Origin of the sequence: Candidatus Ornithobacterium hominis (genome assembly GCF_951229915.1) — a bacterium.
Taxonomy (GTDB): Bacteria; Bacteroidota; Bacteroidia; order Flavobacteriales; family Weeksellaceae; genus Ornithobacterium; species Ornithobacterium hominis.
Genome location: NZ_OX579588.1, coordinates 332128 through 352055, shown reverse-complemented (window position 1 = coordinate 352055; position 19928 = coordinate 332128). Strand labels below are relative to the sequence as shown.

Sequence of the window (19928 nt, the reverse complement as noted above, 5' to 3'; positions counted from 1 at the left end):
AAAAATTTAATTCATCAAAAAAGCTACTTCAATGAAGCAGCTTTTTTGATTAGTTTATCATTTTATTTATTCAATCATTTCAGAACAAATACTACACGTCTATTGGCGTGGTTTTTCCACTCGGGGCATTTACTTGCAGGTTTACACTCGGGGAATCTTAAATCTTCTTCTCCCATTGCTACTACATTCAATTGATTTGCGTTAACTCCTCCTTTCTCTACCAAATAAGATTTTACTGCCTCTGCTCTTCTCTGAGACAAGTTCATGTTATAAGCCTTACTTGCTCTTGCGTCTGTATGACCTATAACATCATACGTATTGTCTTTATAATATTTTAAATACTCAGCAGCTCTATCTAATAGTGGGTAGTATGATGGAGAAATCACATCTGAATCTAAAGTAAACTCAAGATTAGCAATCGCGAAGTTCAATAGAGATTCAGAATCAGCATTTGTAGGGCAACCATCATTTTCAGCAGGGCCAGCTAAAGTCACACACTTATCATATAAATCAATGATTCCATCCAAATCAGTGTCAAGTGCTCTACCTGCACCGTCTACACGTGCACCAGCAGGTGTGTCAAGTTCTCTATCCCAATCATCACATACGCCATCATCATCTTTATCACCTTGTGCACAAACGACTAGCATATCTTGTAAATCTTGTGGGGAATGGCCAGGATAAATGTCAGCTAAAGGATCTGCCCATGCTAAGTGCTCGTAGTGCTTACCTATTTTCCAAATTAAACCAAGATTGAAGACAAACATTCCATCTTCTTTTCTTTCGTTAACCTCAGATAATCCAGGAACAGAAGTAGACCCATCAAATTCCTCATCACCAGTATAGTAATACATTGCTTTTAGCTCGGCATCAATACTTTGATTGATTTTATAGCGGAGACCTCCTCCCCCAACGATTCCTAAAGAACCAGAACCTATATTTGATCCAGTTTTTTTATTTATTCCTTGGTTATTTTTAGGCGAAATATTAGTGTCATAACCAAAAGTCGCCAAACCTCCGTACCCATGAAGCGCCCATGCATATCTTGATTTATTATCTACTCTTCTCAATAAATTACTAAAGTTAATATCACCAATCAATGATAAAACACGGTATTGTACATCACCTTCATATCCACCCAATGCAGGAGTTTGAAGACCAGCCTTACCATAGTTAAATTGAAGCCCTAAACCAAATGCATGGGTGATTTGTTTAGTCAAAACTGCTTGCAAATCATAGCCCCACTTCATTCCTTCGCCACTCACAGAACTATTCAAATCAGAACCCTGCACCATTGGCACACCAGCATAAATAGCTAAAGTCCAATCTTTAAATTTCTTCTGATCTGAGGTAAAGTTTACATAATTTTGATTCATCCCGTAGTAGTTATTTTCCCATTCTTGTTGCTCTAAAGAGATAGGCTCAGAATTAACTACTACTACTTCCGTATTCTCTTGTGCTGTTAGCGCAGAAAAGCTCAATGCTAGCGAAAGCATAGTAAATAATTTAAGTCGCTTCATAAGTTTAATTTAATCAGTTATTGTTGCAAATTTATAATTTACTCCTTTAAATACAAATATTTAAATTTAATAATCGTTGATTATCTTCATAATTTAACTTTTACTCGCACAAAATTTCTTTCACAAACGGTCTCTCTTCCACTTGAGGGTGCGGCAAAACCAACAAATCAGACCAGATCTTTACCTGCTCAAATTTCAAAATATCCAAATCAATAATTCTAGAGCAATACTTCTCACCAAATTTAGGCTCAGTGTAAACACGCCCCATTGATTTCTCAATTTTTTTTAAAGCCTTTAATAATTTAACGGGGCCCAGCGCTGTTTTTATTCGTATAATTTGATTGAGAAACAAATCCTCACTAGTAAACCCCACGGGTTCTGTCTCTAGTATTTTACTCTCAAAAAAGATTTCACCGATTTTATCTGCTATATTTTCTCTAGCAAATTTTAAGTTCTCTTCCCGATTATTTAAATTTGTGCCCAATAACAGCTCAGCATTCCATAATTTCATGCTGCTAATTTATAAATTTTTAAAATGAAAACATTTTTAGGCAGAGTCATAGCTGTCGTCGTAGGGATTTTCCTGTTCATTTACCTTTGCTTTCTATTACTCACTGTTCTAGGAAGTTTCTTGGGCGATGAAGAAAAAATAAGCCTTAAAAAAAATAGTATCTTGCACATTCAGCTCGATGATTCTATTTTAGAAAGCCCTTTTGAGGTAGATTTTTTTTCGTTTAATCTAAAACAAACTAAGAACATTTATCTTTATAACGTTTTAAAAGAAATTAAAAATGCTGCTGATGATGAGAATATAAAAGGAGTTTTCTTGGATTTAGAATTCCCTAGCCAAACTTCTATAAATAAAATTAGTGAAATCAGAAAAGCCTTGGCTGATTTCAAAACATCAGGAAAATTCGTATATGCTTACACCAATCGTACCGACCAAAATGATTTCTTCTTGGCAAGCTTAGCCGACAGTATTTTTCATCATCCCATGGGAAGCATCGAGTGGAAAGGCCTAGGGAGCGAAGTTACCTTCTATAAAAATTTAGGTGAAAAATACGGAATCGAATTTGAAATCATCCGCCACGGGAAATATAAATCTGCGGTAGAACCATTCATCCGCACCGATTTATCTGAAGAAAATAAATTCCAAATGAAAACTCTACTTACAAACTTTTGGGGAGCATTAGTCTCTAAAGTTTCTGAAAGTAGAAAAGTTTCCCCAGAAGAGCTACACCAAGCAGCCAACCAATTAGCTGGGCTAAATGCAGAAGAAGCCAAAAGCACAAAATTAATTGACGTTTTAGCTCAAAAAGAGGAAGTTTATTCTTTTTTAAAGCAAAAATTAGGCACAGATGAAGATTTAAAAGAAAATCATTTTATCAATTGGGTTGACTACGCTTCGACAAAAAAAGAAAAATACAGTAGCCAGAAAATCGCCATTCTCTACGCTGGTGGCAACATTTTGCCTGGCGAAGGCTCTACAGGAATTCAGTCCAGAACTTACCTAGACGCCATTCAAGCTATTGAAAAAAACGATGCAGTGAAAGCCGTAGTCCTGAGAATTAACTCAGGCGGTGGAGATGCCGTTAGTTCAGATGAAATACTTTTTCAATTAAAAAAACTACACACCAAAATCCCTATCATAGTTTCCATTGGCGACGTAGCAGCTTCAGGCGGATACTACATCGCTCAAAGCTCTGACAGAATTTTTGCCGAAGATTTTAGCATCACTGGCTCCATCGGCGTTTTTGGAATCATCCCCAATTTCAGAGACCTAGCAAATTCCATCGGGATAACGACAGACACCGTAAGCACCAATGCCAATACCATTTACTATTCACCACTACGTGGGTTAACGCCCTTTGCCAAAGAAAAATTAAGGCAAAGCGTGGAGAAAACCTACGACCGATTTACAGAAATCGTAGCAAAAGGCAGAAAACTACCAATAGCTCAAGTTGATTCCCTTGGTGGCGGAAGAGTTTACACAGCGAGCGAAGCTTTGCAAGAGAACTTAGTTGATGAATTAGGTGGTATAGATAAAGCCATCAGCTTTGCAGCCCAAAAAGCAGAAATCAAAGATTTTGAAATCGTTCATTACCCCAAACGAGCCGATAACCTTGAGTCGCTAATAAAGGAGCTTAATCTCTCCACACAAATTGCTGAGCAAATCATCGGGACTCAGAATACAGCATTACTACAGCAGTATATTCAACTCCATAGTTTGCAGAAAATGAAAGGAATACAAATGTGGTGGCCGTATCAAATTCATTTTTAATAAGAAATTTTTAAAGGCTTAAAAAAATATAATTTTTTTAAGCCTTTAAAAATTCTCACATCATTTTAAGGAAATTAATCTCATCTCTTTCAAGTATTCGCCAGTCGCCTCTTTTCAGATTCTTTTTCGTCAACCCAGCAAAAGATACGCGATCCAAATGCTCAATTTTGTAGCCCAATTTCTCAAAAATTCTTCTCACCACACGATTCCACCCGATGTGAATTTCCACACCAACTTCATTGTGAGCTTTTCCTTCAATAAATGAAATCTTATCCACTTTAGCCACTCCCTCTTCCATTCGGATTCCATCCATAATTTTTTGCAGATCTTCACCGTGCAAAGATTTATCTAATACAACATGATAAATTTTCCTTACCTGATGGCTGGGGTGCGTTAATTTCTTGGTCAAATCGCCATCATTTGTGAACAGTAAAACCCCTGTTGTCTGCCTATCTAGCCGCCCAACAGGGAAAATTCGTGCAGAGGTAGCATTTGCAATTAAATCCATTACTGTTTTCCTGTCTCGCTCATCACTGGTTGTCGTGATAAAGTTTTTAGGTTTATTTAGTAATACATAAACCTTCTTTTCGGGCGTGAGCAGCTCTCCATCATAGCGAACTTCATCATCAGGTTTTACTTTATAGCCCATTTCGGTAATCATCACCCCGTTAACTTCTACTGCTCCAGTTTTTATTAATTCATCTGCTTCTCTCCTACTGCATACCCCGGCATTAGCAATGAATTTATTTAGTCTCATTAAATCATCATTGGGTTTTTTATCTGCCTTTTGGGGTTTGGGTTTATTAAACTTTTTAGAAAAATTTGGTTTTCTATTTTTATTCCCACCAAAATTCTTTTGGGTTCTTTTATTTCTATTGTCGTCTGATTTTCTTCTCATTTAATTAATTGATAATAAAGAATTTTTGCAAATCTAATGGATTTATTTTTATCCACGCAATACTAATTACGCCTATGCCCAACAAAGTTTTAATAGCGTATTGATAGAGTAGGTACTCGACCTTTGAATGAATGAACCATATAATGATGCTTAAAAAAAATAAGGCTACCGTCATCAGCAGAAAATAAAGCCGCATGTGCCCCAATTTTTCTATATTTTGCATGAAGATCCCGAGCGAAATGATTATCATTATAAATATTGAAATTACAATTTTTGATGTTTGGGTTCCATAAACAGTTACTAAAGTTTTGTAATTATAAATTAAATCTGCTTTTTGCGTCAACAAATCTTTACTTAAATCAGCTATCAGCAAGAGTCCTCCCAAGAAAAATCCATGCAAGAAAATCACAGGTGCATGGTTGTTGTAATATAAAAGTAATGCCAAAAAGGGAAAGAGCGATAAAATGGTGTGAGATATGTTGTTAAGAAAAACTATTTTTGAGAGTTTGTGACTATAAAACCAAACCAAAATTTGATATACGACAAAAAATAATGCTACACGCCAACTGGCTATGAGCGCCGTAAGTAGGGACAAAAAATTAAGCAAAAGGTAAACATTTAGCTTAAATTCTTGACTTACAAATCGGCTGATGTAAGTCATCACTGGTCTGCCTAATTGGTCTTTTTGAGCGTCATAGAAATTGTTGATAATATAGCCTGCAGCCACCGTTAGTGCGGAAGCTAAAATAATCAAGTGAATTTTATTGGATTTAACGAAGTCAAATAGTGTCGTGTCTGAAGAAAAAATAAAATATGCCGTGAAATACATCGCCAAAATGAGCATTAGAATATTGTAACCTCTCACCACCGTAAAAAGTGCAAATAGCTTCCAGCCTATTTTGTTTTTAAAATTTTTATTTAACATTAATAGTCTGTTTAAATTTTAATGAGATCTATTTTTTTATGACATTTACCTTACATCTTATTTTAAATTTTTTAAATAAAAAAGTTTTACTTAGGTTCTAAATAGATTCTAAAAACGACAAACAGTCTCTAACTCAAAATCAGACAGCATTTCCTGTGCTTTCTCAAAATCCTTTGTAAAGCCTAAAACATAGCCGCCCCCGCCCGAGCCACAAAGCTTCAGATAGTAATCATTGGTTTTGATGCCATTCTCCCAAGCAGAGATGATTTTAGCGGGAATCATGGGTTTTAAGTTTACCAAAGCCCAAGTTGATAAATTTTTCAAGTTTTGGAAAAGCGGCTCTTTTTTCCCTTTCACAAAAGCATCTATACAGGCATTGTTATACTTATTAAATTCCTTGTGCAGGGTTTTACGAAAACCTTCTTGCTTTAATTTCTCAAAAAATATTTGCACCATAGGGCCAGTTTCGCCTGGTGCACCGCTGTTAATTAAAAAAACAGCTCCTTTCCCGTTGCCTTTTGGGATGCTGATGGTATCTATATCTTCTTTTGAATTAATGAGCAAAGGAATATTGAGATAGCAAATCAACGGGTCGATTCCTGAGCTTCTCCCATGAAAATAAGATTCCATATGCCCAAATTTCTCTTTCAGCTTAGAGATACTTTCTTTATTCAACTGGTTTTTATCAATTCTATGTACTGCATAGCGATCATACACGGCAGCTACCAAAGCGCCAGAGCTTCCAACGCCATAGCCTTGGGGAATATCTGAATCGAAATACATTCCTTTTTTTAAATCTCCCCAAAGGCTTAGAAAATCAAATTCCTCAGGCATATTTTGCTCCAAATATTCAGCATATTTTACAATATCCTTGTGAGATTTGGATTGAAAGTTCGCCTCATCAAACTTCAGACTCCCTTTGTAGAAATCAAAAGGAATAGTCAAACCTTTTGCATTTTCTATAATGCCGTATTCCCCAAAGAGTAAAATTTTAGCAAAAAAAGAAGGTATCCTCATTCATCGGTTATAAACAATGCAAATTTAAGTATTTTAATTGATAAATATTATGCTAAATTTGTTTTAAATATTCTCCCGCTAGCAGACTTCTCACCTATTTTTGTAACTTCGCCACAAATATTTCTATGACGATAGCGCATTTTTTAATCAATGATTTAAAACCCATTGGCTTCGATACTAAGCCTACGGAAGCACTGAATTTAATGGAAGAATTTCGTTTTTCGCACTTCCCCGTTTTAAACGAAAACCAAACTTGGGCAGGAAATATTTCGTACGATCAGTTGATTTCTGAATTCAATATCTCGAAACGCATTACGCCTGATTTATTGGAAGATTTCTATGCAACTGAAGAAGATTTTTTCTTAGCTTGTATCTCAAAGTTTGGGAACTTCAGGGCCAACTTTATTCCTGTCATCAATCATCAAAATAAATATTTAGGCTACGTGACTTTAGAGGATTTAATGGCAGAAATGGCAAAACACCCATTCTATGCAGAGCCTTTCACTTGGCTGAGCGTGAAAAATAATACGGTGAAGTTTGCCATGAGCGAGATAAGCAAAATTCTGGAGTCTAATAATGCTAAAACTTTTGGCATTGCGATTCAATATCAGAACGAGATCCATACCTCTGCTTACATAAAACTTCAAGTTGAGCACATTGATTCCTTGATTCAAACGTTTGAACGCTTTGGCTACGTGGTAGAAATTTATAAAAAAGAGGGTGAGCACTACGATTTGCTCAACGACAGATTTGGTAATTTACTAAAATACATGGAATTGTGACAATGAGAGTAGCATTGTTTGGACGAAAAACCAGCTCAAGTGATTTGAATGATTTTTTCCCTGAATTTTTTAATTTTTTAAGGCTTAAAAAAATTGAAATTCAAGTGGAAGAAAAATTTTTTAAAGCTTTAAAAAAAATTAAGAACATCTCTACCGAAGGCTGTTCTACCTTTACGAGTCATGAAGATTTATGGGGTGATTTAGATTTATTTTTCACCTTTGGCGGAGATGGGACTATCTTAAATGCCGTGAATTTTGTGCGGGAGGCGAGAGTACCAATCGTGGGCATCAATACTGGGCGACTGGGTTTTTTGGCTTCTATCAATAAATCCGAAATCATGGAAAACATTGATGACATCTTGGCTAAAAATTTCAAACTAAGTCAGCGGTCACTTTTGTGCGTAGAGTCTGAAGATTTAGAGGAACCTTTTAAAATCGCTCTGAATGAAATTTCAGTCTTGAGGAAAGAGACCACTAGCATGATTACTATCGATACGTATGTGGATGATGTTTTTCTAAACTCTTACTGGGCTGATGGTTTAATTATCGCTACACCTACAGGCTCTACCGGCTATTCACTGAGTTGCAATGGACCTATCATCACACCAACGACAGAAAATTTTGTCATCACACCAATTGCACCACATCACCTAAATGTTCGTCCGCTAATTATTTCTGATAAATCAAAAATTAGCTTAGAAGTTCACAGCCGCGTCCCAGAATTTTCTTTCTCGCTAGACTCAAGATTGAATTCAATGCCTGTGGATAAAAAAATCACGATAAGAAAAGCTGATTTCCCTATTTTCTTAGTTGATTTAAACAATAAAAATTACTTGGAAACCTTACGGAAAAAACTTTTTTGGGGCAAAGATTCGAGAAATCAACCACAATAATTTCTTCTATTTTTTTAAAGCCTTGAAAAATAAGGTTTAATAATTTTTGTTAATTAGATAGGGAGAGGGAATCAAAATTTATATATTTGTGCATTGTTAAAAAAAATAGATTATTTAAGGGCTAAATTTAACTTATACTTTTCAAATCAAAGTATGAAGAAATTATTTTTGTCTATGCTTATCAGCTTCAGTCTCTCTCTACAGGCTCAGAAACACGAAATAGGTGGTTTCTTAGGGGCAACTAATTTAATTAGTGATATCGGAAGAACTGATTATATCAACCCTTTCCCCAAGGAGATGAGTGACGGGTATTCTATCCCCATTGCTGTGGGTTTATTGTACCGATTGAATTACAATCCTCAGCACACTTTGCGTTTTAGCCTAGGATATTATAACGAAGCTTATAATGATAAAGTCGCAATAGAAGATTACAGATACCAGCGAGGCTATCAGTTTAGAAACTCCATCATAGAAGCTGCAGCAGTTTTTGAATATAATTTTTTCCCCATCAATAGCGAGCAAGAAAGAGCTTACTCTCCTTACATCTTTGGTGGAATTGGTGGTTTTTTATCAAACACACCTGTTGTAAATGTTTATCATCAATTTCAAAGAGATGCCTTGGGAATGCCAATCAAAGGAGGAATACCTTTTGACTCTTCAATAGAATACGAGACAAAGAAAAATATTGGTTTTTCTTTGCCGATTGGTTTAGGTTTTAAATATAAATTTGGTTGGAACTGGGTTGTTTCAGCTGAAGTTGGATTTAGACCCACCTTTAATGATAATTTAGATTTAAGTTCTCCAAAAGATGGAAATTATCATTTTTTTGTAGAAAATGATTTGCTGAAATTTTATGCCGAAAATGATGTTATTTCTAGAAATAATGAAATATTAGAAAACACAAAAATTGGCAATCCTTCTACAAACGATTGGTATGTATTTTCAGGATTAACTTTAACTTACGCTTTTGGGCGGCCGCCATGTTTTTGTGATTAATGAAAAGAATGACTGCAACTTTAAAAAATAAAATAAATTTAGCTCGAGTCCCTCAGCATCTTGCCATCATCATGGACGGGAATGGGCGATGGGCTAAAAAAAAGGGAATGCTGAGAACCTTTGGTCATCAAAATGCCATCAAGGCAGTGCGTTCTGCCATAGAAGGATGTAATGAGTTAAACATCCCCTACCTTACGCTATATGCTTTCTCATCAGAGAATTGGAAACGCCCCACTGAAGAAGTCAACTTCTTGATGAATTTACTTTTTAAAACTTTGACTAAAGAGCTTCATACTTTCCAAGAAAACAACATCCGATTACGCACTATTGGCTCAACGCAACTTTTGCCTGCACAGGCACAGGCTGAGTTGAATAAAGTTATAGATGCGACTAAAAATAATACAAAAGCGACATTGACTCTGGCTTTGAGCTATGGCTCTCAAGATGAAATCATAGATGCCGTTAAGAAAATTTGCAAAGAAGTTGTTGGTAACCAAAAAAGCATTGAAAGTATTTCTCCAGAAGATTTCAGAAATTATCTATACACGACAGAATTGCCTGATGTAGATTTAATGATTCGTACAAGTGGGGAATTGAGAATCAGCAATTTCTTGCTGTGGCAAAGTGCTTACGCTGAATTGCACTTTACCAAAGTGCTTTGGCCAGATTTTAGAAAAAAAGATTTATTTAAAGCTGTGATTGATTATCAGAGCCGCGAGAGAAGGTTTGGAAAAACCGGTGAACAGTTAGTTTAATGAAATTTTTATGAAAAAAAACTTATTTATTTTTTTATTTTCAATTTTCAGCTTGTTACAAGCTCAGGTAGATAGTTTGGTGACCGATAGCACTAAATTATCATTGGATTTGGAAAAATTACAAACTGATGGGAATAATTTTAATCCTCAAGTCAAACCTCAAAATCATTTTTTGCCACTGAGCGGCAGATATGTCTTGGGCGGCATCGAAATTGTGGGCGGGGTCCCCTATACATCCAAACAAATTTTAAATTTCACTGGTCTGCAAATCGGTGAAAGTATAGATTTGAGAGGAAATGAACTGAATAATGCCATAAAAAAACTATGGAAAACCTCTCGTTTTTCTGAAGTTGAAGTTTATTTGAACAAGGTAAAAGAAGGTAAAGCTTATCTTATCTTCAATTTAGAAGGCGTTCCATCTATTCACAAAGTTGAATTTATTGGCGTAAAAAAATCAGCTCAAGAGGATTTTGTGAAAAACAATGAATTGAAACCTGGAGTCAAAATCACTCAAAATCTACTAAACCAAACTCGACTCAATATCAAAAAACATTATACCGAAAAGGGATACCCTGACGCTATAGTCAACATCTCTCACACCCCTGCCGAGGGACGTGATTATACTGATATATTGACAATAAATGTGGATAGAGGAAAAAGGATAAAAATTCAAGATATTCTTTTTGAAGGAAATCAAGTTTTTAGTGATTCTAAGCTAAGAAGGAAAGCACTAAAAGAAACCAAAAGAAAAGGAATCCTAAGAAAGCATATTTTTCAAATTTTTAAAGGCTCTAAATTAATTCCTGAAAAATATGAAGAAGATTTGGGCAATTTGATTGAGTTCTACAAGAGTTACGGTTATCGTGATGCAAAAGTGGTTTGGGACAGTATTTCTAGAACGGAAAAGAATGATTATTTGATTGAAATTGGTTTGGATGAAGGAAACCAATATTACCTCGGCGATGTAAACTTTATTGGAAATTCCGTTTATGATACCGAACTTCTAAACCGAATTTTTGGCTACAAAAAGGGCGACCCCTACGATGCAGTAGGCATTGAAAAAAAACTAAGCTCTGGAGATAGAGATGACAACGTAATTACACTCTACCAAGACAATGGCTATTTATTTTCTCGTGTGATTCCCGTAGAGAAATCAGTTGTGAATGATACGATTAATCTAGATATCATCATTCAAGAAGGTTCACAAGCCCGCTGGAATTATGTAACCTTTGATGGGAATACGCAAACACACGACCATGTAATTGCAAGAGAAATTTATACCAAACCAGGTGAATTGTTTAGTAAAACTGACTTGAAAAGAACCTACATCAATCTTGGGCAGCTAGGCTACTTTGACCCTCAACAAATCACCTATGATATACAACCCAACCAAGAAAGCAACACCGTAGATGTAAAATGGGGATTAACGCCACAAAGTTCCAGCCAAGTGGAATTACAAGGTGGCTATGGCGGCGGAAGATTTATTGGGACTTTGGGATTAAGCTTTAAGAATTTCTCTCTAAAGAATTTACTCAAAGGAAAACATTGGAAACCCGTACCCCTAGGCGATGGGCAAACTTTATCATTACGTGCACAGGCAGGTAGTTACTTCTCCAACTTCAGTTTCTCATTTATAGAACCATGGATTGGTGGAAGCCGACCTACGGCATTGAGTATCTCTATTTATAACTCAAATTATAAAAATTTATACCAAAATGATGACTCTCGACTTACCATATGGGGGGCATCATTGGGATTGAACAAGCTTTTAACTTGGCCCGATAATTATTTCCGTCTAAGTAATTCAGTTTCTTATCAGCGTTACGATTTCAAAAATTATGGGTATAATATTGGATCAATTCGTTACCGAGATGGCCAAGCAAATAATTTAGCTTATCAAATAGGGCTCAGCCGCCAATCAACAGGCGACCCCATATTCCCAAAAAGTGGTTCAGATTTTAATGTAAGTTTAAAGCTAACTCCTCCTTATTCATTATTAAATAATAAAGATTATAAAAAATTAAAAGAGGAAGAAAATTTTGAAAGCCTTTATAAATGGTTAGAATATTATAAAGTACAATTTAGCGGGAACTGGTACAAAGAAATCATTGGTAAATTAGTTTTGAGAACAGGTGCAGAATTTGGATTTATGGGAGCTTATAATAAAACAATTGGTGTTTCTCCATTTGAGAGATTCTTCATGGGAGGTACTGGTTTGCAAGCTAACCGATTTGATGGTAGAGAAATCATCCCTTTGAGAGGTTATGAAGACTTTACCGATGGTGGGGGTAGCAAAAAGGACATCACACCGCTTGGAGGTGGAACCATTTATGATAAATTTTTACTAGAGCTTAGATACCCTATTACTATGGGGCAGCAAGCAAAAATATTCGGGCTTGGCTTCATAGAAGCTGGTAACACTTGGGACAACTCAAGTAGTTTTCAGCCATTTAAGCTGAAACGCTCAGCTGGAGTTGGTGTACGTGTATTTATGTCAGCTTTTGGTATGCTAGGATTTGACTTTGGGTATGGATTTGACCAATACCCTAACTCTGCTGGCAAACCTTCTGGTTGGCAAACACACTTTATTTTCGGGCAATCTTTATAATGGAATAAATATTGTAAGACTAAGAAAGATGAAACAAAAAATTTCTTTTGCACTAATTTTTGTCGGAATTTCTATTTTTGCACAACGGTTTGGGTATGTAGATACCGATTATGTTTTAAAAAACCTACCTGCTTACCAACAAGCACAAGATAGGTTAAATAAACAAACAGAACATTGGGAAATCGAAATTACTCAACACCAATCTGAGCTAGATGAAATGATTAATGCATTGAATAATGAAAAAATCATTTTAAGCGAAGAAAAGATTAAAGAACGAGAAAAAGAAATCGTAGAAAAAAAGAAAAATATTGCAGATTTAGAGCAAAAAAGATATGGCCCAAAGGGAGATTTAATCAGTGCTCAGCTAAGTTTCATTAAACCTCTACAAGATCAAATTTACAATGCAGTAAATAAAGTTGCTAAACGGAGAAATTACGGCTTTGTATTTGATAAAGGTAATGGGGATTTGATTTTAATCTTCTCTGACCCCAAATATGACATCAGCGAGGAGGTTTTAAAGACATTAAAGGAAAATAATAAATAAATAGAAAATTTAATAATATGAAGAAGTTTACCTTAATTGCATTCTTATCTTTTTTCATGTTCAGCTTTGCTAATTTAAATGCACAAGCTGTAGCACATGTAAATTCAAATGACATCTTAAATGCAATGCCTGCGTTCAAAGAAGCGCAGACAAAACTAGAAGCTGAAGCTAATCGACACAAAACAGAAGTCGAGCGCCAGCAGAAAGAAATCCAAGAAATTTACACCAAGGCACAAAAGGATATAGAATCTGTCCAGAATAAGTCTGATGCAGAAAAACAAGCAATGATGCAAAAATTGCAACCTGTAGAGCAAAATTTACAGCAAAAACAACAAACTTTGGCTCAATATCAACAAAAAGCCACACAAGATTTAGCTAAAATGGAAGGTGAATTGACTGAACCAATTTATACCAAAATAGAAAATGCCATTGCAGAAGTCGGTAAAAAGAAAAACATCAGCTATATCTTTGATTTAGCTACAGCTGCCAAAAATGGAAGTTTGGTTTACTTTCAAGGAGGTACGGATTTAACTTCAGAGGTGAAAAAACTTTTAGGCTTGTAAAAAAATTAAAATCTTAATCAATGAACCGTTCCTGTATGGAACGGTTTTTTTTATATCTTTACTTTAGTCAACAAAATTCTATGAAAAAAGTACTTGTAACTGGAGGCTATGGCCAGCTGGCCCAGTGTATCAAAGAAATTATTGATAAAAATCCGTTTAAAGATTATGACTTTATTTTTAAAGATAAAGATTCCTTTGATTTATTTAATTTTAAAATTATTGAAGATTATTTCTCCACCAATAAAGTCCATGCCGTTATAAACTGTGCAGCTTACACCGCTGTAGATAAGGCTGAAGATGATGTAGAAAATGCATTTAAAGTCAACGCCGATGCTGTGGGCTATTTAGCCAAAGAATGTGCTAAGCAAAATGCTATCTTTATACACATTTCTACTGATTATGTTTTTGACGGAAATGCTTCTCAAGCTTTGCAAGAAGATGATTTAACTAATCCACAAAATGTCTACGGAAAATCAAAACTAGAAGGGGAGCGTTTAGCTTTGGATTACAACCCTAGTAGCATCATCATCAGAACGGCTTGGGTTTACTCCCAATATGGTAAAAATTTTCTTAAAACCATGCTTCATCTATTTGATGAAAAAGATGAAATCAGCGTTGTTGAAGACCAATTAGGAACTCCTACCAACGCCAATGATATTGCAAAAGCTATCTTAAAAATTTTATTTTCAGAAAATAAAAAGCCTGGAATTTTCAATTTCACCAATGCTGGGCAGGCATCTTGGTTTGACTTTGCTAATGAAATAAAAAAACAAACGGGAGCTCAGATTAAAATCAACCCTATCTCAACCGCTGCTTATCCTACCCCAGCAAAAAGACCGAAATTTAGCGTTTTAGACAATCAAAAGATTATTAAAACCTACCAAGTTAAACAATCTGAATGGAAGGATGCTTTGCATGAAGTTTTACAAAAAATTTCTAATTAAATTTTTTAAGGCTTAAAAAAATTGTCAATAATTTTCAAACGATAGTTATCGCCATTTTTATTTTCAAAATTTTACTTGAAGAAATTTAATCTAAAAAATTATGCGGTTCACGATAATCAACTTCCCTTTTATCTTCTTTGCCATAGGAAATAATTTTCAGACACCAAAAAATTAATAGACCTAAGACAACTAGTGATAAAATGCAGTTAGCAACAATACCAATCGGAGGCAAAATTTGAAAACTCCACTCAAAAAAGCTTCCTATGCCATAAAATATTTCTTTAAAAAATGCAAAATGTACCATTTATCCTTTACTTTGCACCAAATTTAAAAAAAAATGATTACAACTTTACTAAAAGTTAATCAATTATTTGTTTCTGCCATACTCGTAGGCTTAAGTTTACTTGGCTTATTTCTGTTATTTAATGAAGATTTGGTAGCAATGCCACAGCTTATCTCATTTATACTGGTGGCGATACTTTTCGTCTTAGCCGCAGGGTACAATCAAGTGGTAAATTTTGTAAAAAAAAGTCATTTTATTGTTTTCTTCTATCTTTTGTTTATTCTTAATTTTCTAGAAGATTTGGGTGACATTAGTTTCTATAGTGGTTACTTTTTTTTAAGCCTTATTTTTTTTCAGATGCTAGACGGGAGGGATTTCTCCAAAAAAATATTCAATCCTTTCGATTTTGGTTTTTTTGGTTGTATTATATTACCCATCCACCCGCCTTTTATCATTTTTTTCATAGCGATTATCTTTCATTTTATCATGATGGGGAGAACACAAGTCAGTGCTCTTACCTCTTGTTTTTTGGGGATTTTAACAGGCACATTCTTATGGATAGAAATCATATTTATTTTTGATTTACAAGATTTTTTTTATTTGCAGTTAGGCCAGTTAGGCAGTCTTAAAAAGATAGAATTTCATGAGAGTTCGAATTATTACTATTTCGCTCCAATATTAGGGTTAAGCTTATTTTCTTTGGTCGATTATTTCCAGAATATTAACCGACAGAAGACTGAGAAAAAAATTATTTTCACCAATATTCTTATGCTACTTTTTGCTAGTGCCGTTTATCTTTATTTTTTTGGCAAATCCTCCAAAAATTTTTTGGTTTTAGCTCTACCGCTATCTCTTCTATTGTCCAATTTTTCACTTCACGGGGCGAAAGTGAGGCGGGAAATCATCGTTTGGCTTGTTGTTTTATCTTTTTCTTTATATCAGATTTCACGGCATATAGAACTGATTCAGATTTTAAACACAGTACGTTTTTAAGCTAAAATTAAAGCCATCAAATTCGCCGTAGGTGAAATGCTTTATCCAATCGCCAATATTGAAATAAGTCGATTTTTCACCAACTTTTTTTTCTAATGCTAAATGCCTGTGCCCAAAAACCAAATAGTCAAATTTTTCTTTCTCTTGCATCGCCTGAGCATATTGAAAAAGCCATTCTTTACCATCTCCTTGGTAGGAATCTTCTTCATTCCCGCTCAGGTATTTATTTCTTTCGCTTAGCATTTTACCAAGCCAAATCGAAAAATCGGGGTGTAGAAGATAAAATAAAGTTTTTGCTACTGGATTTGTGAAGATTCTTTTCAAAAATTTATACCCATAATCTCCTGGCCCTAAACCATCTCCATGGGCAATCAAAAATCGCTTGTCATTCATCAGAAAACGCTGTGGCTCTTTGAATATATTTGCATTTAATTCTTGCTTGAGGTAATCTCTCATCCACAAATCATGATTCCCAATAAAAAAGTAAATCGGAATCCCAGCATCTGCTAGTTCAGCTAGTTTGCCCAAAACTCTCACAAAACCTTTAGGGACGACTTGTTTGTACTCAAACCAAAAATCAAATAAATCGCCCAATAGGAATAAAGCACAAGCATCAGGTTTTATTTCATCGAGCCATTGGATGAATTTTTTTTCCCGAATGATGCTCTCCTTAGTATTTGGTGAGCCAAAATGCTGATCTGATGCAAAATAAATTTTCCTTCCTTTCGGTATTTTTATTTGATGTTGTCGCTCGCTAACCATTCTCCGTAGCTATTTTCCGTTTCAAAGAGTTTTAATTTGACCAATTCTACCTCATCGGGCAATGCTTTTTTTAAAATTTCAGCAAAATGAATCAACATATTTTCGCAAGTCGGTTGGTAATCAAGCATTATCACATCGTGATTTTCTTGCTTAAGTTTCTCTCCCAATGCTGCATGTGGCGAATTTTGATTAAGAATTATTGCGTGGTCAAACGGATCTACAATCAACTCTTTCACAATTTTTTTTAATTCTCCAAAGTCGATGAGCATTCCGTTTTTAGAATCAGTTTGTTCCTGCACGGGCTCTCCCAGTACCGTGACAAACAGCTTGTACGAGTGCCCATGAATATTTTTACACTTCCCATCATAACCAAAAAGTGCATGAGATGTTTCAAAATTGAAAATTTTAGTAACTCTTACTTTTTTCATTGCTACAAATATAATAAATTGAAGGCATGCAACGCTTATTAGATATCATTATACCATCGCGCTGTCTTCATTGCAGCAGAATTCTACCAACTCATCAGCATTTATGCATTTCTTGTTTGCATCAGCTGCCCTATACGCATTGGGAGTTTCATCGTCCCAATCAAATTCACGAAAATTTTTCAAGCCTTAAAAATTTTTTAGGTGGAAATGCCCTGCTATTTTACACACATGGTAATGCAACGTATAAGCTACTGCACGCCAACAAATATTACAATCAACCGCAAGTCGGGAAGTTTTTGGCTCAATTATCGTTCTACAAGCTTCACGAAATTGATTTTGAGGCTGTAATCCCTATCCCAAGTCACTCTAAGACTTTAAAATCAAGGGGTTACAACCAAACGCATCTCATTGCAGAAAGCATCGCTAATGAATTTAACGTTCCTGTTTATAAAAGTTGTCTCAAAAGAATCAAACAAAGTTCTTCGCAGACCAAAAAAAACCGCAAGCAGCGTTTATCTGTTTCTGCTGAAAATTTTATTTGCCAACAAAAAATAAGCGAGAAGAAAGTCTTGTTCATAGATGATGTCATCACCACTGGAGGAACTTTAAAAGCTTGTATTCAATCCTTTCTAGAAAAGAATGATACAAGCTTCTACATTTTTTGTTTAGCTCAGGCTAATTAATTCGATTCGCTATAAAGTTCTTCGTCCTTCTCATTGGTTATATGAATCTCCAAATATTTATACGCATCGTGTGGCATAATTTTAATAGGTAGTTTATAATTCCAAGCCCATTTTTTCCTGATAGAAGGAATTCCCTGCTTCAAATATGCTGCAACAAAAGGGTGCAGATGGATTGTAATTTTTTTAGCTTTCCCATTTTCAGCAATATTTCGTACGCTAGTCTCTATCCTTTCCATTATCACGATAGGAGCTTCTACTTCCCCGTTTTTATTGGGGTTTTCCTCAAATGTCTTTATCGAAAGCTCTGGGCGAACACGCTGACGAGTAATCTGAACTAAACCAAACTTAGTTGGTGGCAGGACTTTATGTTTAGCTCCATCTTTTTTCATTTCCTCTTTCATGTGGTCATAAAACTTCCTACGGTTTTTAGCCTCTCGCATATCTATAAAATCCACCACTATGATTCCCCCCATGTCTCTTAAGCGAAGCTGGCGGGCTACTTCTGTTGCTGCCTGCATATTTACATCTAGTGCATTCTGCTCTTGGCTTTCTTTTTTTCCTTTGATGTTACCTGAGTTTACATCTATCACATGCAACGCCTCGGTATGCTCTATGACTAGGTATGCTCCTTTAGATTTAGAAATATTAACGTTTTTCCCAAAGGAAGTTTTGATTTGTTTCTCAACATTGAAAAATTCAAGGATTGGTTGATTTTTCTTATAAGCCTCGACTATTTTTTCTTTGCCAGGAGCTATGATTTTCAACAGCTCTTTTAACTCTTCGGTCAAATCCTCATCATCACAATAAATTTTTGTAAAATCTTCTGAAAATTTATCACGTAAAATCGATGAAGCTCTTCCCATTTCAGTGTGAACTACCTTTGGTAACTTCTTAGCTCTAAGGTCATTAAAGATTTGCTCCCATTTATTCACAAGGTCTTCAAGATCGGCATGCAGTTCTGCCACTTTTCTATTCTCTGCCACGGTTCTGATGATGACTCCAAAACCTTCTGGCTTTATACTTTCCACCAACATCGTGAGGCGGTCCCTCTCACTTTTTTCTTTAATTTTTTGTGAAATAGAAACCTTATCCTGAAAAGGAACTAAAACCAAATAGCGCCCAGCTACAGAGATCTCTGAAGTTACGCGCGGGCCCTTTGTTGAGATGGGTTCTTTGGCAATTTGAACCAAAACATTCTGCCCAGGTTGTAAAACATCTTCTAGCCTACCATTTTTATCAATTTCTTCTTGATCTCGGAAGTTTTTTAATAGGTGAGATTTAAACTTTCCTGACCTTACGATTTGAATATAATTCAGTAGAGATTTTATATTCGAGCCCAAGTCATGGTAGTGTAGAAAAGCATCTTTTTCACCGCCAAGATTGACGAATGCCGCATTCATGCCTGGGGCTAATTTTTTTATTTTGGCTAAATAAACGTCTCCAACATTGAACTTCTGGTTATTTTCCTCTTGATGAAATTCCATCAAGCGTCCATCTTCAAGCAAGGCTATCTTCACACATTCCTCTGCGGAATTAATAACTAATTGCTTATCCATTCAATTTTTTTTAATATCAAAATGCACCACCAGTCAAAAGTAGGTGGTGCATTTCATGCATTTATTTTCAATTATTTTTTCTTTTTGTGACGGTTAAGTCTTCTTCTTTTTTTTCTTTTGTGTGTTGACACCTTATGTCTCTTTCTTTTCTTTCCGCTTGGCATATTAATATTATTTTTACGATTATTTTTTTATTTTTCTACTACATCTACTTTTTCCTTCACGCTATCCATGAATGTTTTCGCTGGCTTAAACGCTGGGATGTTATGAGCAGGAATAACGATTGATTTATTCTTAGATATGTTTCTGCCCGTTTTCTGAGCTCTTGTTTTTATAATAAAAGAACCAAAACCTCGCAAATACACATTTTCTCCTTGTGTCAAAGATGTTTTCACCTCTTCCATAAAAGCCTCCACAACACTTTGCGTATCGCTTTTCTCCAATCCTAATTTATTAGAAATATTAGATACAATTTCTGCCTTCGTCATTATATAATA

General features: G+C 35.2%; 21 protein-coding genes. 11 read left to right on the top strand and 10 right to left on the bottom strand.

The genetic code is table 11. From position 1 onward, the window contains the following. Positions 1-74: 74 nt before the first annotated feature. Both QOX03_RS01620 and folK read right to left on the bottom strand, forming a co-directional pair. On the bottom strand, positions 75-1520 hold the full coding sequence (locus tag QOX03_RS01620; protein WP_283671239.1) for an OmpA family protein: 1446 nt from the start codon (positions 1518-1520) through the stop codon (positions 75-77). 100 nt (positions 1521-1620) lie between these two features. Further along, entirely contained in the window at positions 1621-2031 is a 411-nt protein-coding gene (gene folK, locus QOX03_RS01615) for a 2-amino-4-hydroxy-6-hydroxymethyldihydropteridine diphosphokinase (RefSeq protein WP_283671238.1), read from the bottom strand. Between the two features lie 24 nt (positions 2032-2055). On the opposite strand from folK, the gene sppA reads away from it, so the two are divergent. Then, entirely contained in the window at positions 2056-3801 is a 1746-nt protein-coding gene (sppA, locus tag QOX03_RS01610; RefSeq protein WP_283671237.1) for a signal peptide peptidase SppA, read from the top strand. Positions 3802-3856: 55 nt separating this feature from the next. Here the strand turns inward: sppA and QOX03_RS01605 are convergent, their stop codons facing one another. The 3 genes from QOX03_RS01605 to QOX03_RS01595 form a co-directional block, all read right to left on the bottom strand. Then, positions 3857-4699 carry a pseudouridine synthase gene (locus QOX03_RS01605; protein ID WP_283671236.1) on the bottom strand — a complete coding sequence of 281 codons (843 nt, stop codon included), beginning with the start codon at positions 4697-4699 and terminating at the stop codon, positions 3857-3859. Positions 4700-4703: 4 nt separating this feature from the next. Then, on the bottom strand, positions 4704-5624 hold the full coding sequence (locus QOX03_RS01600) for a UbiA family prenyltransferase (RefSeq protein WP_283671235.1): 921 nt from the start codon (positions 5622-5624) through the stop codon (positions 4704-4706). 108 nt (positions 5625-5732) lie between these two features. Beyond that, positions 5733-6641 (bottom strand): mevalonate kinase family protein, encoded by a 909-nt coding sequence (locus QOX03_RS01595; protein WP_283671234.1) that lies wholly within the window; start codon positions 6639-6641, stop codon positions 5733-5735. 125 nt (positions 6642-6766) lie between these two features. Here QOX03_RS01595 and QOX03_RS01590 point away from each other — a divergent pair, with 125 nt between their 5' ends. From QOX03_RS01590 to rfbD, 8 genes are all read left to right on the top strand, one after another. Then, positions 6767-7423 (top strand): CBS domain-containing protein, encoded by a 657-nt coding sequence (locus QOX03_RS01590; protein ID WP_283671233.1) that lies wholly within the window; start codon positions 6767-6769, stop codon positions 7421-7423. Positions 7424-7425: 2 nt separating this feature from the next. After that, entirely contained in the window at positions 7426-8316 is an 891-nt protein-coding gene (locus QOX03_RS01585; protein ID WP_119056999.1) for an NAD kinase, read from the top strand. A 153-nt stretch (positions 8317-8469) separates the two neighbouring features. Beyond that, positions 8470-9312 (top strand): type IX secretion system protein PorG, encoded by an 843-nt coding sequence (gene porG / locus QOX03_RS01580; RefSeq protein ID WP_283671232.1) that lies wholly within the window; start codon positions 8470-8472, stop codon positions 9310-9312. Between the two features lie 8 nt (positions 9313-9320). Beyond that, positions 9321-10067: an undecaprenyl pyrophosphate synthase gene (gene uppS / locus QOX03_RS01575; RefSeq protein ID WP_283671231.1), complete on the top strand. Its 747-nt coding sequence runs from the start codon at positions 9321-9323 to the stop codon at positions 10065-10067. Between the two features lie 10 nt (positions 10068-10077). Next, positions 10078-12675, top strand: a complete 2598-nt coding sequence (gene bamA / locus QOX03_RS01570) for an outer membrane protein assembly factor BamA (protein ID WP_283671230.1) — start codon at positions 10078-10080, stop codon at positions 12673-12675. A 28-nt stretch (positions 12676-12703) separates the two neighbouring features. Continuing rightward, on the top strand, positions 12704-13219 hold the full coding sequence (locus tag QOX03_RS01565; RefSeq protein WP_283671229.1) for an OmpH/Skp family outer membrane protein: 516 nt from the start codon (positions 12704-12706) through the stop codon (positions 13217-13219). Between the two features lie 17 nt (positions 13220-13236). Then, positions 13237-13782 carry an OmpH/Skp family outer membrane protein gene (locus QOX03_RS01560; RefSeq protein ID WP_119057003.1) on the top strand — a complete coding sequence of 182 codons (546 nt, stop codon included), beginning with the start codon at positions 13237-13239 and terminating at the stop codon, positions 13780-13782. 80 nt (positions 13783-13862) lie between these two features. Further along, positions 13863-14726, top strand: a complete 864-nt coding sequence (gene rfbD / locus QOX03_RS01555; RefSeq protein ID WP_283671228.1) for a dTDP-4-dehydrorhamnose reductase — start codon at positions 13863-13865, stop codon at positions 14724-14726. A gap of 85 nt (positions 14727-14811) precedes the next feature. Here the strand turns inward: rfbD and QOX03_RS01550 are convergent, their stop codons facing one another. After that, on the bottom strand, positions 14812-15030 hold the full coding sequence (locus QOX03_RS01550) for a hypothetical protein (RefSeq protein ID WP_283671227.1): 219 nt from the start codon (positions 15028-15030) through the stop codon (positions 14812-14814). Between the two features lie 33 nt (positions 15031-15063). Between QOX03_RS01550 and QOX03_RS01545 the strand changes: the two genes are divergently transcribed. Beyond that, positions 15064-16002: a DUF6427 family protein gene (locus QOX03_RS01545; RefSeq protein ID WP_283671226.1), complete on the top strand. Its 939-nt coding sequence runs from the start codon at positions 15064-15066 to the stop codon at positions 16000-16002. Here the strand turns inward: QOX03_RS01545 and QOX03_RS01540 are convergent. After that, positions 15982-16764, bottom strand: coding sequence for a UDP-2,3-diacylglucosamine diphosphatase (locus QOX03_RS01540; RefSeq protein WP_119058674.1), 783 nt, complete (start codon positions 16762-16764; stop codon positions 15982-15984). The two genes, QOX03_RS01545 and QOX03_RS01540, sit on opposite strands and share 21 nt — an antisense overlap. Beyond that, on the bottom strand, positions 16737-17192 hold the full coding sequence (locus tag QOX03_RS01535) for a 6-pyruvoyl trahydropterin synthase family protein (protein WP_283671225.1): 456 nt from the start codon (positions 17190-17192) through the stop codon (positions 16737-16739). Before QOX03_RS01535 ends, QOX03_RS01540 begins: the two co-directional genes overlap by 28 nt. Before the next feature lie 26 nt (positions 17193-17218). Here QOX03_RS01535 and QOX03_RS01530 point away from each other — a divergent pair, with 26 nt between their 5' ends. Then, the gene (locus QOX03_RS01530) at positions 17219-17875 is read left to right on the top strand and encodes a ComF family protein (protein WP_283671224.1); all 657 of its coding nucleotides are present in this window, start codon (positions 17219-17221) and stop codon (positions 17873-17875) included. Here the strand turns inward: QOX03_RS01530 and QOX03_RS01525 are convergent. Together QOX03_RS01525 and QOX03_RS01520 are read right to left on the bottom strand one after the other, a co-directional pair. After that, entirely contained in the window at positions 17872-19431 is a 1560-nt protein-coding gene (locus QOX03_RS01525) for an Rne/Rng family ribonuclease (protein ID WP_283671223.1), read from the bottom strand. The two genes, QOX03_RS01530 and QOX03_RS01525, sit on opposite strands and share 4 nt — an antisense overlap. Positions 19432-19622: 191 nt before the next feature. Further along, positions 19623-19919, bottom strand: coding sequence for an HU family DNA-binding protein (locus tag QOX03_RS01520; RefSeq protein WP_119058677.1), 297 nt, complete (start codon positions 19917-19919; stop codon positions 19623-19625). Positions 19920-19928 lie beyond the last annotated feature (9 nt).

What these genes read in the sequence shown, in the direction of transcription:
- QOX03_RS01620 (WP_283671239.1), bottom strand. Translation starts at nt 1,520, where the DNA reads ATGAAGCGACTTAAATTATTTACTATGCTTTCGCTAGCATTGAGCTTT.
- folK (WP_283671238.1), bottom strand. Translation starts at nt 2,031, where the DNA reads ATGAAATTATGGAATGCTGAGCTGTTATTGGGCACAAATTTAAATAAT.
- sppA (WP_283671237.1), top strand. Translation starts at nt 2,056, where the DNA reads ATGAAAACATTTTTAGGCAGAGTCATAGCTGTCGTCGTAGGGATTTTC.
- QOX03_RS01605 (WP_283671236.1), bottom strand. Translation starts at nt 4,699, where the DNA reads ATGAGAAGAAAATCAGACGACAATAGAAATAAAAGAACCCAAAAGAAT.
- QOX03_RS01600 (WP_283671235.1), bottom strand. Translation starts at nt 5,624, where the DNA reads ATGTTAAATAAAAATTTTAAAAACAAAATAGGCTGGAAGCTATTTGCA.
- QOX03_RS01595 (WP_283671234.1), bottom strand. Translation starts at nt 6,641, where the DNA reads ATGAGGATACCTTCTTTTTTTGCTAAAATTTTACTCTTTGGGGAATAC.
- QOX03_RS01590 (WP_283671233.1), top strand. Translation starts at nt 6,767, where the DNA reads ATGACGATAGCGCATTTTTTAATCAATGATTTAAAACCCATTGGCTTC.
- QOX03_RS01585 (WP_119056999.1), top strand. Translation starts at nt 7,426, where the DNA reads ATGAGAGTAGCATTGTTTGGACGAAAAACCAGCTCAAGTGATTTGAAT.
- porG (WP_283671232.1), top strand. Translation starts at nt 8,470, where the DNA reads ATGAAGAAATTATTTTTGTCTATGCTTATCAGCTTCAGTCTCTCTCTA.
- uppS (WP_283671231.1), top strand. Translation starts at nt 9,321, where the DNA reads ATGACTGCAACTTTAAAAAATAAAATAAATTTAGCTCGAGTCCCTCAG.
- bamA (WP_283671230.1), top strand. Translation starts at nt 10,078, where the DNA reads ATGAAAAAAAACTTATTTATTTTTTTATTTTCAATTTTCAGCTTGTTA.
- QOX03_RS01565 (WP_283671229.1), top strand. Translation starts at nt 12,704, where the DNA reads ATGAAACAAAAAATTTCTTTTGCACTAATTTTTGTCGGAATTTCTATT.
- QOX03_RS01560 (WP_119057003.1), top strand. Translation starts at nt 13,237, where the DNA reads ATGAAGAAGTTTACCTTAATTGCATTCTTATCTTTTTTCATGTTCAGC.
- rfbD (WP_283671228.1), top strand. Translation starts at nt 13,863, where the DNA reads ATGAAAAAAGTACTTGTAACTGGAGGCTATGGCCAGCTGGCCCAGTGT.
- QOX03_RS01550 (WP_283671227.1), bottom strand. Translation starts at nt 15,030, where the DNA reads ATGGTACATTTTGCATTTTTTAAAGAAATATTTTATGGCATAGGAAGC.
- QOX03_RS01545 (WP_283671226.1), top strand. Translation starts at nt 15,064, where the DNA reads ATGATTACAACTTTACTAAAAGTTAATCAATTATTTGTTTCTGCCATA.
- QOX03_RS01540 (WP_119058674.1), bottom strand. Translation starts at nt 16,764, where the DNA reads ATGGTTAGCGAGCGACAACATCAAATAAAAATACCGAAAGGAAGGAAA.
- QOX03_RS01535 (WP_283671225.1), bottom strand. Translation starts at nt 17,192, where the DNA reads ATGAAAAAAGTAAGAGTTACTAAAATTTTCAATTTTGAAACATCTCAT.
- QOX03_RS01530 (WP_283671224.1), top strand. Translation starts at nt 17,219, where the DNA reads ATGCAACGCTTATTAGATATCATTATACCATCGCGCTGTCTTCATTGC.
- QOX03_RS01525 (WP_283671223.1), bottom strand. Translation starts at nt 19,431, where the DNA reads ATGGATAAGCAATTAGTTATTAATTCCGCAGAGGAATGTGTGAAGATA.
- QOX03_RS01520 (WP_119058677.1), bottom strand. Translation starts at nt 19,919, where the DNA reads ATGACGAAGGCAGAAATTGTATCTAATATTTCTAATAAATTAGGATTG.